The organism is Saccharopolyspora phatthalungensis (assembly GCF_014203395.1).
Classification (GTDB): Bacteria; Actinomycetota; Actinomycetes; order Mycobacteriales; family Pseudonocardiaceae; genus Saccharopolyspora; species Saccharopolyspora phatthalungensis.
In genome coordinates, this window is sequence record NZ_JACHIW010000001.1 from 3,736,743 (window position 1) to 3,749,656 (window position 12,914).

Annotated in this window: 15 protein-coding genes; 8 read left to right on the forward strand and 7 right to left on the reverse strand. The window is 67.9% G+C overall.

All coding sequences use genetic code 11. The features are described 5' to 3' along the window. The first annotated feature begins 12 nt into the window (after nucleotides 1-12). The 7 genes from BJ970_RS37910 (at nucleotide 13) to BJ970_RS17390 (ending at nucleotide 3,345) form a co-directional block, all read left to right on the forward strand. Nucleotides 13-219: a hypothetical protein gene (locus BJ970_RS37910; RefSeq protein ID WP_246470888.1), complete on the forward strand. Its 207-nt coding sequence runs from the start codon at nucleotides 13-15 to the stop codon at nucleotides 217-219. Between the two features lie 272 nt (nucleotides 220-491). Further along, nucleotides 492-710 (forward strand): universal stress protein, encoded by a 219-nt coding sequence (locus BJ970_RS17365; protein ID WP_184727216.1) that lies wholly within the window; start codon nucleotides 492-494, stop codon nucleotides 708-710. A gap of 280 nt (nucleotides 711-990) precedes the next feature. Further along, nucleotides 991-2,103 carry a lysylphosphatidylglycerol synthase transmembrane domain-containing protein gene (locus tag BJ970_RS17370; protein WP_184727217.1) on the forward strand — a complete coding sequence of 371 codons (1,113 nt, stop codon included), beginning with the start codon at nucleotides 991-993 and terminating at the stop codon, nucleotides 2,101-2,103. Further along, nucleotides 2,012-2,323 (forward strand): SpoIIAA family protein, encoded by a 312-nt coding sequence (locus BJ970_RS40010; RefSeq protein WP_376775051.1) that lies wholly within the window; start codon nucleotides 2,012-2,014, stop codon nucleotides 2,321-2,323. The genes BJ970_RS17370 and BJ970_RS40010 overlap by 92 nt, the downstream gene beginning before the upstream one ends. Before the next feature lie 96 nt (nucleotides 2,324-2,419). After that, nucleotides 2,420-2,686: a DUF3040 domain-containing protein gene (locus tag BJ970_RS17380; protein WP_184727219.1), complete on the forward strand. Its 267-nt coding sequence runs from the start codon at nucleotides 2,420-2,422 to the stop codon at nucleotides 2,684-2,686. Nucleotides 2,687-2,700: 14 nt separating this feature from the next. Next, on the forward strand, nucleotides 2,701-2,970 hold the full coding sequence (locus tag BJ970_RS17385; protein ID WP_184727220.1) for a DUF1876 domain-containing protein: 270 nt from the start codon (nucleotides 2,701-2,703) through the stop codon (nucleotides 2,968-2,970). Between the two features lie 90 nt (nucleotides 2,971-3,060). Next, entirely contained in the window at nucleotides 3,061-3,345 is a 285-nt protein-coding gene (locus tag BJ970_RS17390; RefSeq protein ID WP_184727221.1) for a DUF1540 domain-containing protein, read from the forward strand. Between the two features lie 28 nt (nucleotides 3,346-3,373). On the opposite strand, the gene BJ970_RS17395 is transcribed toward BJ970_RS17390, so the two are convergent. The 7 genes from BJ970_RS17395 to acsA all read right to left on the reverse strand — a co-directional run bounded on the left by BJ970_RS17395 (nucleotide 3,374) and on the right by acsA (nucleotide 12,065). Continuing rightward, nucleotides 3,374-4,270, reverse strand: a complete 897-nt coding sequence (locus tag BJ970_RS17395; protein ID WP_184727222.1) for a universal stress protein — start codon at nucleotides 4,268-4,270, stop codon at nucleotides 3,374-3,376. Nucleotides 4,271-4,388: 118 nt separating this feature from the next. Then, a complete protein-coding gene (locus BJ970_RS17400) occupies nucleotides 4,389-6,734 on the reverse strand; it encodes a heavy metal translocating P-type ATPase (RefSeq protein WP_184727223.1) in 2,346 nt (781 codons plus the stop codon). Between the two features lie 38 nt (nucleotides 6,735-6,772). Next, nucleotides 6,773-7,027: a phosphopantetheine-binding protein gene (locus BJ970_RS17405; protein ID WP_184727224.1), complete on the reverse strand. Its 255-nt coding sequence runs from the start codon at nucleotides 7,025-7,027 to the stop codon at nucleotides 6,773-6,775. After that, nucleotides 7,027-8,364: a dihydrolipoamide acetyltransferase family protein gene (locus BJ970_RS17410; RefSeq protein WP_246470890.1), complete on the reverse strand. Its 1,338-nt coding sequence runs from the start codon at nucleotides 8,362-8,364 to the stop codon at nucleotides 7,027-7,029. Before BJ970_RS17410 ends, BJ970_RS17405 begins: the two co-directional genes overlap by 1 nt. Next, a complete protein-coding gene (locus tag BJ970_RS17415) occupies nucleotides 8,327-9,307 on the reverse strand; it encodes an alpha-ketoacid dehydrogenase subunit beta (RefSeq protein ID WP_184727225.1) in 981 nt (326 codons plus the stop codon). Before BJ970_RS17415 ends, BJ970_RS17410 begins: the two co-directional genes overlap by 38 nt. Further along, nucleotides 9,304-10,296 carry a pyruvate dehydrogenase (acetyl-transferring) E1 component subunit alpha gene (pdhA, locus tag BJ970_RS17420; RefSeq protein WP_184727226.1) on the reverse strand — a complete coding sequence of 331 codons (993 nt, stop codon included), beginning with the start codon at nucleotides 10,294-10,296 and terminating at the stop codon, nucleotides 9,304-9,306. The genes BJ970_RS17415 and pdhA overlap by 4 nt, the downstream gene beginning before the upstream one ends. Further along, nucleotides 10,293-12,065 carry an acetate--CoA ligase gene (gene acsA, locus BJ970_RS17425; protein ID WP_184727227.1) on the reverse strand — a complete coding sequence of 591 codons (1,773 nt, stop codon included), beginning with the start codon at nucleotides 12,063-12,065 and terminating at the stop codon, nucleotides 10,293-10,295. Before acsA ends, pdhA begins: the two co-directional genes overlap by 4 nt. 231 nt (nucleotides 12,066-12,296) lie before the next feature. Between acsA and BJ970_RS17430 the strand changes: the two genes are divergently transcribed. Then, a complete protein-coding gene (locus tag BJ970_RS17430) occupies nucleotides 12,297-12,650 on the forward strand; it encodes a carboxymuconolactone decarboxylase family protein (protein ID WP_184727228.1) in 354 nt (117 codons plus the stop codon). Nucleotides 12,651-12,914 lie beyond the last annotated feature (264 nt).

Below are 12,914 nucleotides of genomic sequence, written 5' to 3' on the forward strand. Positions count from 1 at the left end.
CCGAGGCTTGCCATGACCGTGGTTGACATCGCCGTCGTGGGCGTACCGGCTGAGCTGATGTTCGATCGCCGGGAAATCCGGGGCTCCGCCGCGGCGATCACCGACCTGCGCCGGCTAGGGATCGAGGCTGTGGTGATCATTGGAGACAACGCCCGCACCGTCGCCGCCATCACCGGGCAGGTAGGGGTGCGTCGAGTGCTCGCCGAGGTGTTGCCCTAGCACAAGGCCGACGAGATTCGCCGCCTGCAGACAGCAGGCCGCCGGATCGGCATTGGTCGGCGACGGCATCAACGACGCCCCTGCGCTGGCCTGCGACGCCATAGGCTCACACCACCACTGTCGACCGAACCCGGCATGGCCGAGCCAAGGCACCGAAACCGGCAGCCAGTCGGCCAGCTCACTGTTCGCCCCACGGCATCGCTAGGGCCGAGTGGCCTTATGTGTCGAAGCTGGCCCGGGGTACCGAGGAGACAGGCAGCGGGAGGTTTGGCATGGAGTCGAGGGGGCGGGTTGTCGTCGGAGTGGATGGCTCCGAATTGTCGCTGACGGCCGTTCGATGGGCTGCTGGAGAAGCCGATCTGCGGCCCGCCAAGCAACTGCACGTCGTGATGGCGTCCGGTGACCCGATGTGGGACGACGAGGCATGGGAAATCCTCAGGCCCGTGGTGGACCAGATCGCAGGCGACCACCCGAGCCTTGAAGTCTCCTAGGCCGACTCGGGGCGTCTTCGACGACGTGCTGCAAGGCACCTGCTCATCCACTCCGATCGCTCGGTCGCCGGCGACGCCCCACCAGAATCCTCACTCGATACCAGGAGGGGGTAGGGGATTTGTTCGCGGCTCGCCGCGAACAGCGCATGGTGTGGGGTCGTTGGACCCTGATGCGGTGCTGGCTCCGCCCTTCATCGTGGGGCGTCGACCCGAGCAGCGGGGAAGGTCGCCGTGGTTCGCTGGGCCTCGCTGCTCCGCTGGAGGAGTACGGGGAACGAGGATGCGACAGCGGGTCCGCACGATCGCGCAGTGGGCGGTGGTGCTGGGTGGACTGGGGGTCCTGGGGTGGCAGCTGCCCGTACTGGCGAGCGAGGCGGGGCGCCTTGGTGCGGAACTCGCGCATCTCCGATGGGGATGGGTCGGCGTGGCGGTCCTGCTGGGTGTCGGGTCCTTGGCCGCCTACGGGGAGCTGCACCGGTGGCTGTTGATCGCTGGTGGCGTGCGGTTGCCGGTGCGGACCGTCCAGGCGATCAATTTCGCGGAGAACGCGCTGTCGACCACCCTGCCGGCGGTGGGCAATGCGGTCGGGTTCGTCTATGCGACCTACCAGCTGCGCAAGCGCAACGTCGATGTCGCTTTGGCAGCGTGGTCGGCGGTGTTGTCCGGGGCCATTGCGACGGTTTTGTTGATGCTGCTTGGTATCGCTGGTGCAGGCGGAACCGGGCAAATCTCGCCGCTCGTCGCTGGTGCGCTTTCAAGCGTCGTCGTCCTCACTGCATGGGTGTGCTGGGCGGTGGTGACCCGCCCCTCGGCGCTGCGCCGATGCCTGCTGGCCTTGACCTGGCTGGGACGGCGGCTTCCGGGCCGCTGCCGAACGTGCCGACGCGCCTGGACGACCGATCCCGACGCAACCGTGCGACGCCTGGCGGACCGGATCGGACTGCTCCGCCCCAGCGGGCCCCAGTGGGTGGCCGTTGTCGCGCTCGCGGCGCTGAGCTGGATCCTGGACTACCTCAGCTTGTGCTTGAGCGTCGTGGCACTCGGGCATCCGATTCCGTGGTCGACGCTCGTGCTGGGATACCTGGCGGTGCAGGGCGCCATCGCGTTGCAGATCTTCCCCGGCGGAGCAGGCCTGGCCGAGGGTGGTTTGCTGGGTGTGCTGATCGCGTCGGGGATTCCGGCTGCACCTGCCATGGCGACTGTGCTCGTTTACCGGGCCATCAACTGGCTCGGCCTGGCGGCGCTGGGCTGGGTCGTTTACGCCGTCCAGATCCACCTCGCCCCTCGGCGCGAACACATGCATGCACCGGAAGCACCCGCCGTCCCCGCGTCACCGAGGCGCACAACGCGATCCCGGTCAAACGGTCTGGCGAACTACCGCATTACGAACTGAGGGGTGCGGGCGTGTCGCCTGCCTGTCGTGGCATGTGCGATTCGTGCGCGACCATCACCGCAAGGTCAAGCGTGTGGCGCTGTCGGCGGACAGCAAACTGTCGAGTCTGGTAGCGCATATCGCCAAGCGCTTCGTGCAGGCCGATGTGAACAGTTTCGGATACGACGAGATCGACGATGCGATCACGTGGGCGGCAGGAACTACTGGGCGAGGCACCTGAGACGTCTTGGGGACGGGGGCCGATGTGCTCTAGCTGTCCCCTCCTCGGCTCGCGATCATCTTCCTCGTAGAGCTCGGTGCATCTCGGGAGGTTCCGATGCTGAGACGCTACGAACGGCGCCTTCTCGAGGAGATCGAGCGGCAGCTGCGTTCCCAAGACCCGGAGTTCGCGCGCAGGATGGCCCATGTGCGTCCGTTCACAAAGGTCTTGGCGTGGTTCACGGTTCGCCGGGCTCTCGGGGTCGTGGCGGCCTTCCTCGCCCTGCTGTGCGTCGTGTTCAACGAAGGTGCCGAATTCTTCGTCGCCGGGACTCTCGCCGCAGCACTGTTCGCGTCCGAGAGCTGGCAGATCCAGGCCGAATGACAAGGGGGTTCGCGATGCCCACGACAGAGCACTGGTCGGTCGACATCTACCTCACCGAGGAAGAAGACCGGACTTACGCCCAGGCGCAGTTGCACACCCGGGACGCGACCGATCTGCGGGGCACCGGGCTGGCCAAGCGGGACCCCCAAGACGTCAACGTTCCGGAGGTCGGTGCCGAAATCGCCGCGGCCCGGTCGTTGTTCGAACTTGCCCATCACCTGCTGCGCGCCGCGACTGCCGATGTCGAACAGCTGACCGGCGAGCCTGCGCACCTGCACAGCTAGAGCTGTGGCTGCTGGGACGCAAGAATCTCATTGCTGCAGTTGAGGAGACCGGCCGCTTTTACGGCAGGATCTTGATGAAGGGGGGAAGCCATGGAAATGCCGCTCGTGAACAAGTGCACCGCAACAGATTGCGCGTTCAACCGGAACGAGACCTGCCACGCGCTGGCGATCACCATCGGCGATCCGTTGCACGCCCAATGTGACACCTTCTGCAGTGCCTCCGTCGCCGGAGGCGATCCCGATGCCGTCGGTCACGTCGGTGCCTGCAAGATGACGGACTGCCGCTACAACGTCAACCTCGAGTGCCAAGCCCCCGGCATCACGGTGGGTTATGAGGAAGACATCGTGGACTGCCTGACGTACCAACCCGTCTGATGCTCGTAGCCAGCCCGGTGGTATGTGATCAGTGAACGACAGCGACGGGACATGGGGCGTAGTGCAGCACTGCGTGGCTGACCGAGCCGAACAACGCCGTCCGTATGATGCCGCGTCCGTGCGTTCCGACGACGAGCAGATCGGCGTCGACGGCGGCCGCGAGCAACGCCTCTGCGGGGTGTTCGACCGCCATGACTTCCTGGTGCACCACGAGATCCGGGTAGCGTTCGCCCCAACCGGCGAGGGATTCGGACAGTTCCCGGCGGCAGGCCTCGATCGTGTCGGAGTCGAACCGCCAACCCCGGTTCGGCGGCAGCATGTCCGGCGGCTGCTCGGTGTAGGCGAGGATCGCCGTCAGCTCGGCGTCGTGGCGGGCGGCGAAGTCGCAGGCGAACTCGATCGCACGCGCGCTGCACTCGGAGCCGTCCACACCCACGACGACCCGGTCGAACTCCGGTGTGAGGGCCTGCGCACGCTCCGGCTCGCCGCGTACCACGATGACCGGGACGTACGCGGTGCGCACCACTTCGGCGGCAGTGGAGCCCAGTAGCACTCGTCGGGTGCGGCTGAGCGTCGGCGAGCCGAGCACGAGCACACTCGCGCGGGCAGCGGCGTCGGTCAGCACAGTGGCGGGATGCCCCAAGCGCACCTCGGTCCACACGTCCAGCCCGGGCAGCTTCTGGCGGCACTCAGCGGCCATGTCCTCCACCGCCCGCTCTGCCGCATCACGCATCGGTTCGAGCGTGACCGCCTCACTGGGCAAGTGGATCCGGGTCAGTTCCTCCAGCGGAACGGCGAATGCGTGCACCAAGAGCAAGGGTTGGCCGCGTGTGGTGGCCTCAAGCGCCGCCCACCACACCGCCCGCTGCGACTCGGCGGACCCATCGAATCCCGCGACCGCCGCGTCCGCCTGCAACGGGCGCATGCCCTCCACCCCCCACAACTCCGCCGTACCGCCAGGATGCGCGCGCTGCACCGGGGATGCAGACCAGCGCTCCGATTGCTGGATGTGACGAGAGCGGGTCTCCATCCACCAGGGCGGGTCAGATGTTGTGGTCGGGGTCGGCGAGTGCGAAATAGGTCTCCTCTTCCTGGGCGAAGTGCAGGCGGAGCACGGCGTGCAGGCCGTACAGGGTGGCGAGGAGGTCCTCGATCTGGTCGTCCCCGATGCGCCCGCAGGACTCGGCCAGCGTCAGGTGAGTCCCGATCCTCCTGCTCAGCCGGTCGATCTCGGCGTGCATGCGGCTCATCGTCGCGGTGGCTTCGGAGCCGCCCAGCGGAGCGGCGAGGGCCGGGTAGAGCTGGGTCTCCTCGGCTTGCTCGTGCGGGACCAAGCGCTGGTCCAGGAAGTCCCGAGTCCGGCGCAGCGCGACGAGTGCCTTCATCGAGCCGGGGACTTGGGAGAGGAGGTCCGCAGTGTCGCGGATCAGGGGCAGGGTTTCGCGTAGCTTTTCCTGTTCAGCGTCGAAACGGTGCAGCAGGTCCTCCGTGGAGTGCGGCACGGTGAGCTCACCTCGACGACTGCCGCGCAGCGCACGCAGCGCGTTGGCGATGACCGCGACGTCGATGCCCTCCTGCAGCAGCGCGCCTGCCGCCGGCGGCAGCCAGCCGACGGCGGCAACGCCCATGGCGATGATGGACAGGCCCATGCCGACGGCGGCGCTTTGCACCGCGATGCCGCGTGCTCGGCGGGCGATGCTCATGGCGTCGGCGAGGCGATCGAGTCGGTCGGTGGTGAGCACGATGTCGGCGGCCTCCGACGAGGCGGTCGAACCCCGGGCGCCCATCGCGATTCCCACCGTCGCGGCCGCCAGGGCGGGGGCGTCGTTGACCCCGTCGCCGACCATGACGGAGGTCGCCGTTTCGCTTTCGGCGCGGACGCAGGCCACCTTCCCCTCGGGTGTTTGCTCCGCGTGCACCCAGTCCAGTCCCAGTACGGTGGCGACTTCTCGGGCGGGTTCGGCGCGGTCGCCGGTGAGCATGACCAGGCGGTGCAATCCCGCGTTCCGCAGCCGTCTGAGGGTTCTGGGGGCATCCCTGCGAAGGGGATCGCGCAGCAGCAAGGCGCCCTGCAGTTCGCCTTCGCAGCTGACCCAGGCGATGGCGGTGGCGTCGAGCATGGCTCGGTTGAGCGCGACGTCGGCCCAACGGGGTCTGCTCTCCGGTAGTGCGAGTCTGCCGACTTCGACGCGCCTGCCGTCGACGATGCCACTCATTCCCCGTCCGGGTTGTTCCGACGCGTCGCGCGGCGGGACCAGCGCGAGGTGCTGTTTGCGGGCGTGCGCGACGATGGCGTCGGCGAGGACGTGTGGGGATGCCTGGTCGAGTGAGGCGGCGATCCGGAGCACCTCCGATGCGTCGACGGTCGGTGCTGCGATGACGTCGACGACGGCCGGGCGTCCTGCGGTCAGGGTGCCGGTTTTGTCCACGATCACGGTGGTGGCGTGGCCGAGGTTCTCCAGTGCTGCGCCGTCGCGGATGATCACGCCGATCCGGGAGGCCCGGGACATGCCGGACACGATCGCCACCGGCACCGCCAAAAGCAGCGGGCACGGAGTGGCGACCACCAGCACGGCAACGGCGCCAACAGGGGAGCCGGTGATCAGCCAAGCGCCACCGGCCAGGAGCAAGGCCAGGGGCAGGAACCACGTCGCATACCGGTCGGCGAGGCGAACAACGGGTGCGCGCTCGGCACCGGCCTCCCGTGCCAACCGCACGATTCCGGTGTAAGTGCTTTCCTCGGCCGTCGCGCCGGCCCGCAGGTCGAACGCGGAGCCGGCGTTGACGACCCCGCTGCGCACGGGTTCTCCGGCGGTGCGTTCGACGTGGGCGGACTCGCCGGTCAGCACCGATTCGTCGAGGACTGCGGCACTGCTTGCGACCTGGCCGTCCACCGGCACGACCTCGCCGGGGTTCACCAGCAGCAGGTCGCCGACACGCACTTGGTCCACGACTACCGTTTCGAGCGCGTCACCCGCGTATCGATGGGCGAACCGCGGCGCGTGTTCCAGCAAGGCGCGCAGATCGTGGGAGGCCCGGCGCTGCGCCGCGGAGTCCAAGGCTTGCCCGGACGCCAACATGACCGCGATCAGCGATCCGGCGAGGTACTCGTGCACCACGAGGGTGCCACCAAGTGATAGCACGGCGATGAGATCGACCCCGGTACGTCCGCGCCACAGCGCGAGCGCCATCCACGTCAGCGCGGGCACGATCGCAACCGCGGTTCCGACCACCCACGCCGCGTCGGCCGTGCTGGCGGCGCCGACCGCCCAGGCGATGACGCCGAGCAGCAACGCGCCCGTCGTGACCGCGAGGAGCGTTGGCTCAAGCCACGGCCGAAAGCGGCGTGCAACGTTCTGCCAACTGGGTGCTGAGCGTGGTTCGGACATGAGCGGCACACCTCCAACGGCCGGAGCTGGCTCCGGCGTCATGACCAAGAGGTGAGGAAGTCGACTGCGGAGTCCATTGTGGTGAGTTTGTCGTAGTCTTCTTCGTCGATGCGGATTCCGCTGGCATTGCCGAGGGTTTCGACGAAGGTGAGGAAGTCCAGGGAGTCCAGTTCGAGTGCATCGCGGAAGTCTTCGTGGTCGTCCAGCTCGTCGAGGTCGGCTCCGGGCATGGCCTTCAGCAGCGCATCACGCACGAGGCCGCGGGCGTGCTGTGGTGTGGTCGGCTGGGGCATCACAGTTCCTCCGGGTGTTGCAGGAACGTGTCGATGGTGGTGAGGAAGCGGCCGCCGGTGGCGCCGTCGGTTGCGCGGTGGTCGCCGGACAGCGTTGCGGTGACGATCGGGCGGATCCCGATCAGGTCGCCGACGGCCCATGGTCGATGCACTACCGCGCCGAATCCGATGAGTGCCACCTGCGGTGGGTAGATCACGCCTTGTACGGATTCGACGCCGAGATCGCCGAGGTTGGTCACGGTGATGGTGGCCGGTGTGGTGTCTGAGGAGTGTAGGTGGGCGGTGCGGGCGCGGGAGACCAGTTCGCGCAGGCGGCGCATGATTTCGGTGAGGGGCAATTGTTCAGCGTCGACGATGCTGGGGGTGAGCAGACCGCCGCCGTGCAGCGCTACTGCGACGCCCAGGTGCACTGCGTCCGCGGGTTCGAAGTGGTCGTTGATCCAGTGGCCGTTGAGATCGGGGACGTCGCGTGCGGCGAGGGCGGTGGCCTTGAGCAGCAGCGCGGCGGGCACGATCCGGTCGGCTACCAGGGCGCGGCGGTTGCGCTCGCGCAGCCATTCCAGTGCAGTGCTGAGTTCGATGGTGCTGGTGAGGTAGTAGTGCGGGATCTCGTGTTTCGACTTCGTCATCAGCGCCGCGATTGCTTGCCGCATGGCGGTAGATCCGCGGCTCACGCTCGGTGCTGGCGCAGTGGTGGTCGGCTCTTGCGCGGCGGCGCGGACATCGCGTGCTCGAACGGCTCCGTCTGCGCCGGTTCCGGTCACCAGACTCGGGTCGACGCCGAGTTCGGCGGCCAGCCGTCGCGCGTACGGCGAGATTCGTTGTCGCGCGGCAGCGGGTGCCGTGAGGTGCGGTTCGGTGCGTTGCTGGATTGCCGCTTCCACGTCGGCGTGCGTGATGGCACCGCCGTGGCCGGTGCCATGGACGGCCGCGAGGTCGATGCCGTGCTGCGCGGCGAGTTTGCGCACTGGGGGAGTGGCGAGAGCGGCCTTGTGCTTGCGCGGCGGCGGGGGCTTCTCCGCCGCGGGTTCGGCTGGTGCGGGACCGGACGGAGCTCCCTGGGCTCCTGCGGAAATCACTGCGAGCGGGGTTCCGACCGGCACCGTCTGGCCGGGCTCCACCAGAAGGCGGTCGATGATGCCGGTGTCGAAGCATTCGACTTCGATGGTGGCCTTCTCGGTGTCCACGGCCGCGACGAGGTCTCCTTTGTGGACGGTGTCGCCAGGGTGGACGAGCCATTCGACCAGGGTGCCCCGCTCCATGTCCGCGCCCAGGGATGGCATCCGGAATTCGGCCATTTCAGCCCACCGCCCGCTGTGCTGCGGCCACCACGTCATCGGCTTGCGGTAGCGCGGCGTCTTCGAGGTGTTTGGCGTAGGGCATGGGGACTTCCGCGGTGCACACTCGTTGCACCGGGGCGTCGAGGTCGTAGAAGGCGTGCTCGGTGATGCGGGCGGTGATTTCGGCGGAAAGGCTGCCGCTGCGCCATCCTTCGTCGATCACGACGGCGTGGTTGGTGCGGCGTACGGAGTCGACGATGGTTGTCTCGTCCAGCGGTCGCAGCGTGCGCAGGTCGATGACGTCGGCTTGGATGTTGTTGGCGGCGAGTTGTTCGGCTGCGGTCAGCGTGGTTGGCAGGGTGCCGCCGTAGGTGATCAGCGAAACGTCGTCGCCGCTGCGGCGGATGGCCGCGGTATCGATGTCCACCGGTTCGGCCGGTTCGTCGAGCTCACCCGCGGCGTTGTACAGCGAGCCGTGTTCGAACATCAGCACCGGGTCCGGACACTCCAGTGCGGGGCGCAGCATGCCGCGGGCGTCCGGCAGGGTGGCCGGGGCGATGATGCGCAGCCCGGGGATGTGGGCGTACCAGCCCTCCAGGCTGTGGGAGTGCTGAGCGGCGAGCTGGCGCCCGGCTCCGGTGGTCATGCGGATGACCAGGGGAACGCCCAGCTGCCCACCGGACATGTGCAGCAAGGTGGCGGCGTTGTTGAGGATCTGGTCCAGGGCCAGCAGGCTGAAGTTGACGGTCATGATCTCCACGATCGGACGCATCCCGGCCAGTGCCGCACCGATACCCGCGCCGACGAAAGCCGATTCCGACAGCGGGGTGTCCCGGATGCGTTCCGGGCCGAACTCCTCCAGCAGACCAAGGCTGACGGCGAAGCATCCGCCGTAGCGACCGACGTCCTCGCCCATGAGGAACACCCGCTCGTCGTCGCGGAGCGCTTCGCGCAGCGCCTCGCGGATGGCCTCGCGGTAGGTGGTGTGCGTGGTGGTCATGGCCGCTCGGTGTAGACGAATCGGGTCAGGTCCTCGACCGGTTCCAGCGGACCGGCCTGAGCCTCGGACACCGCATCGTCGAGCTCGCTGTCCACTTCGGACTCCAGCTTTTTAACCGCCTCGTCGGCTAGTTCACCGTCGTCGTACATGCGGGCGGTGAGCTTGTCGATCGGGTCGAACTGCTTCCAGTGCTCCACCTCGGTTTTGTCCCGGTAGCGTTCGGCGTCGTACATCGAATGCGCTCGGAACCGGTAGGTCCGCAGTTCCAGGAAGCACGGGCCCGGACTGGCGCGCATGGTCTCCACCGCGCGGTTGCCCGCAGCCGCAACGGCTTCCACATCCATGCCATCGACCGCCCAGGACGGCATTCCGTAGGAGCTCGCCCGCAGCGCCAAGTCGGTCTCGGCCTGCGCCCTGGCCAGCGCGGTCCCCATGGCGTAAAGGTTGTTCTCGCAGCAGAACAGCACCGGCAGCCGCCACAGCGCAGCCAGGTTCAGGCATTCGTGGAACTCGCCTTCGGCGACGGCGCCATCACCGAACAAGCACGCGGTCACTTGCGGACGGCTCAACATCGCGTCGGCCAGCGCGAGCCCCAACGCGATCGGCAGCCCGCCGCCGACGATCGCGTTTCCGCCGTAGAACCGGCGGGAGGCGTCGAAGAGGTGCATCGATCCGCCGCGTCCTCGGCTGCATCCGGTGGTTCGGCCGAACATCTCCGCCATCACCGAGACCATCGGTACGCCGCGGGCCAGGGCGTGGCCGTGTTCGCGGTAGGTGGACACCACGGCGTCGTCGGGGCTCAGCGTCTGCAACAACCCGACCGCGACGGCTTCCTCGCCGATGTAGAGGTGCATGAATCCGCGGATCTGCGCGGCGCTGTAGAGCTCGACGCAGCGCTCCTCGAAACGTCGGATCCGCACCATTTGCCGCAGCAACTCGGTGCGCTGCTTGGTCTTTGCGCTTGCTGCCGGTGATCTGCGCCGGTTCATCGCGCCTTCTCCAATGTGGACAGATCTCCTTCGGGTAGCCCCAACTCCCGCGACTTGAGCAAGCGGCGCATGACCTTGCCGCTGCGGGTGTGCGGGAGATCGGCGTCGAAGTCGAGTTCCTTCGGTGCCACCGCACCGAGCCGACGCCTGCCGAAGGCCAGCAGCTCCGTCCGCAGCTCGTCGTTGGGGGCGTGCCCGGGGCGTAGCGACACGAATGCCTTTACCAGTTCCCCGGCCACCGGGTCCGGCTTGCCGATCACCCCGGCCTCGGCCACCGCCGGATGCTCCATCAGAACGCTTTCCACCTCGAACGGCCCGACGAGGTGTCCAGCGGATTTGATCACGTCGTCTGCCCGGCCGACGAACCAGTAGTAGCCGTCGGAGTCCCGCGCCGCGATGTCCCCGGTCAGGTACCAGCCATCGGCGAAGCTCGCCGCATACCTGGCCTCGTCGTGCAGGTAACCGCGGAACATCGAGGGCCACCCTGGCCGCAACGCGAGTTCGCCCTCGACGTCGGCACCGGTCAGTTCGTGTACCTTCCCGTGCGCGACGCGGGCCCGGCCGTCCTCGCCGCGCTCCAGCAATCCGACCTCGACGCCGGGCACCGGTCGCCCCATCGAGCCGGGTCGGACCTCCTCGGCCGGATAGTTGCTGATCATGATCGCGCCGGTCTCCGTCTGCCACCAGTTGTCGTGGACCGGCAGCCCCAGCACCTCCTGGCCCCAGACCACGACCTCGGGATTGAGCGGCTCCCCGACGCTGGCCACGTAGCGCAAGGCGGACAGGTCGTATCGCGAGGCCAACTCCGGTCCGTGCCGCATCAACATCCGCAAAGCGGTCGGCGCGGTGTACCAGACGGTCACCCGCTGCTCGGCGAGCACGCGGTACCAGCGCCGTGCGTCGAACTCACCTTCGTCGCTGACCACGGTGGCGCCGTGCGTCAGGGGAGCGATGATCCCGTAGGAGGTCCCGGTGACCCAACCCGGATCGGCGGTGCACCAGAACACGTCATCCGGACGCAGGTCCAGCGCATACGCCGCGGTGGTGTGATGTGCGACGACCGCGCCGTGCACATGCACGGCTCCCTTGGGACGGCCCGTGGTGCCGCTGGTGAAATGCAGCAACGCCCAGTCCTCCGGCGACGTCGGCGGGATCTCGAACTCGGTACCGGCCTGAGCGAGCGCGTTCGCGAAGCCGATGGTTCCGGGTTCGGCTGCGCCGTCTCCCACCAGCAGCACGTGCCGCAGCTGTGGGAGATCCGCGCGGAGCTGCCGGATCTTGTTTCGGTAAAGCCGAGGCGTCGTCAGCAGCGCAGCTCCTTCGCCGATCTGCAACCGGTCGTAAACGGGTTGCGGACCGAACGCAGAGAACAGCGGTGCAAGCACGCAGCCCGCCTTCAAAGTCCCGAGGGCTGCCACGTACAGCTCGGGAACTCGCCCGAGCAAGGTGTACACCCGCTCGCCCTTGCCGACCCCGAGATCGCGCAGGACGTTCGCGAAGCGGTTGGTCCGGTCCCGCAACTCGCCGTAGCTGATTTCCGTCACGCGGTCCTGCTTGTCCACGCAACGCAATGCCGCGACATCCGCCCGCCCGCCAAGGGCGTGCCGGTCCACCGCCTCGTAGGCGATGTTCAGGCCCCGGCCGCCGGGCAAGCCGGACAGCTGCGAGCGCGCGGCCGTCCAGTCGAATGCACGTCGGACCTGCTCGTAGTCGGGCATGTTCGACCAGGCACGCAGCTCGGTCGGCTTGCTGATCGGCTCCCACCGCATCGGGCCCCTTCTCCGGTTCACCTGACCAGGCAAGCCCGGCGGACATCGCAGCCGCTAGAGGCCAACGGCTCTCACGGGCAGCGGTCGTTCCGAAGGAGAACTGAAGTGCGAACGGACTGTTTGAGGGCATGCTTTCGCTGACTGGGACCAACGACCGCATCCCAGGCCGGTCGGCCAACGCATCCTGAACCGAGAGGCACGTGTTCTCAAGGCAGGTTGGGAGGAAGCAGTATGGCCAGTTACGGTTCGGCAGTCCGGGACGAGCTGCGCGTTCCCACTCGTGAACTGCGGCAGGCGATACCGGGGGTGTATGACGGCTACAAGCAACTGCACGACGCCGCGCTTGCCCCGGGTGTGGTGGACGCCAAGACCAAAGAGCTGATCGCCCTGGCCATCGCGGTGAGCAAAGAATGCGACGGCTGCATCGCCGCGCATGCCCACGCCGCCGTCCAACGCGGTGCGACACCGGCGGAGGCCGCCGAGGTGATCGGCGTCGCTTTCCTGATGAACGGCGGTCCCGGCACCGTCTACGGCGCACGGGCCTACGCCGCCGTCATCGAGTTCCACACCGCGCGCGCTCAATGAAGTCGGGGCTGATCATGGTTCCGACGACCCGGCAGTTCGGCGCCCTGATGAGCTGACTTCCGGGCGACTGATGCCAGCGCACTTGCCGAGATCGGCGAGCGGCCCGATCCCCGGGAACGCTTGCCATTCCTATGCGGATTCCGTCCACTCCAACGGCCCTGCCTGACGCTTGCGAAGAGCGCGCGACAAAGTGGCTAACGCCTCTACCTCCCGGGTTCGAGGCGTACCAGCCTGCACTGCGCGTGCTGGTGCTGTTGGAAGGTG

Excerpts from the sequence above, each read along its gene's own strand:
- BJ970_RS37910 (WP_246470888.1), top strand. The coding sequence starts at position 13 with ATGACCGTGGTTGACATCGCCGTCGTGGGCGTACCGGCTGAGCTGATG.
- BJ970_RS17365 (WP_184727216.1), top strand. The coding sequence starts at position 492 with ATGGAGTCGAGGGGGCGGGTTGTCGTCGGAGTGGATGGCTCCGAATTG.
- BJ970_RS17370 (WP_184727217.1), top strand. The coding sequence starts at position 991 with ATGCGACAGCGGGTCCGCACGATCGCGCAGTGGGCGGTGGTGCTGGGT.
- BJ970_RS40010 (WP_376775051.1), top strand. The coding sequence starts at position 2,012 with ATGCACCGGAAGCACCCGCCGTCCCCGCGTCACCGAGGCGCACAACGC.
- BJ970_RS17380 (WP_184727219.1), top strand. The coding sequence starts at position 2,420 with ATGCTGAGACGCTACGAACGGCGCCTTCTCGAGGAGATCGAGCGGCAG.
- BJ970_RS17385 (WP_184727220.1), top strand. The coding sequence starts at position 2,701 with ATGCCCACGACAGAGCACTGGTCGGTCGACATCTACCTCACCGAGGAA.
- BJ970_RS17390 (WP_184727221.1), top strand. The coding sequence starts at position 3,061 with ATGGAAATGCCGCTCGTGAACAAGTGCACCGCAACAGATTGCGCGTTC.
- BJ970_RS17395 (WP_184727222.1), bottom strand. The coding sequence starts at position 4,270 with ATGCGCCCGTTGCAGGCGGACGCGGCGGTCGCGGGATTCGATGGGTCC.
- BJ970_RS17400 (WP_184727223.1), bottom strand. The coding sequence starts at position 6,734 with ATGTCCGAACCACGCTCAGCACCCAGTTGGCAGAACGTTGCACGCCGC.
- BJ970_RS17405 (WP_184727224.1), bottom strand. The coding sequence starts at position 7,027 with ATGCCCCAGCCGACCACACCACAGCACGCCCGCGGCCTCGTGCGTGAT.
- BJ970_RS17410 (WP_246470890.1), bottom strand. The coding sequence starts at position 8,364 with ATGACGTGGTGGCCGCAGCACAGCGGGCGGTGGGCTGAAATGGCCGAA.
- BJ970_RS17415 (WP_184727225.1), bottom strand. The coding sequence starts at position 9,307 with ATGACCACCACGCACACCACCTACCGCGAGGCCATCCGCGAGGCGCTG.
- pdhA (WP_184727226.1), bottom strand. The coding sequence starts at position 10,296 with ATGAACCGGCGCAGATCACCGGCAGCAAGCGCAAAGACCAAGCAGCGC.
- acsA (WP_184727227.1), bottom strand. The coding sequence starts at position 12,065 with ATGCGGTGGGAGCCGATCAGCAAGCCGACCGAGCTGCGTGCCTGGTCG.
- BJ970_RS17430 (WP_184727228.1), top strand. The coding sequence starts at position 12,297 with ATGGCCAGTTACGGTTCGGCAGTCCGGGACGAGCTGCGCGTTCCCACT.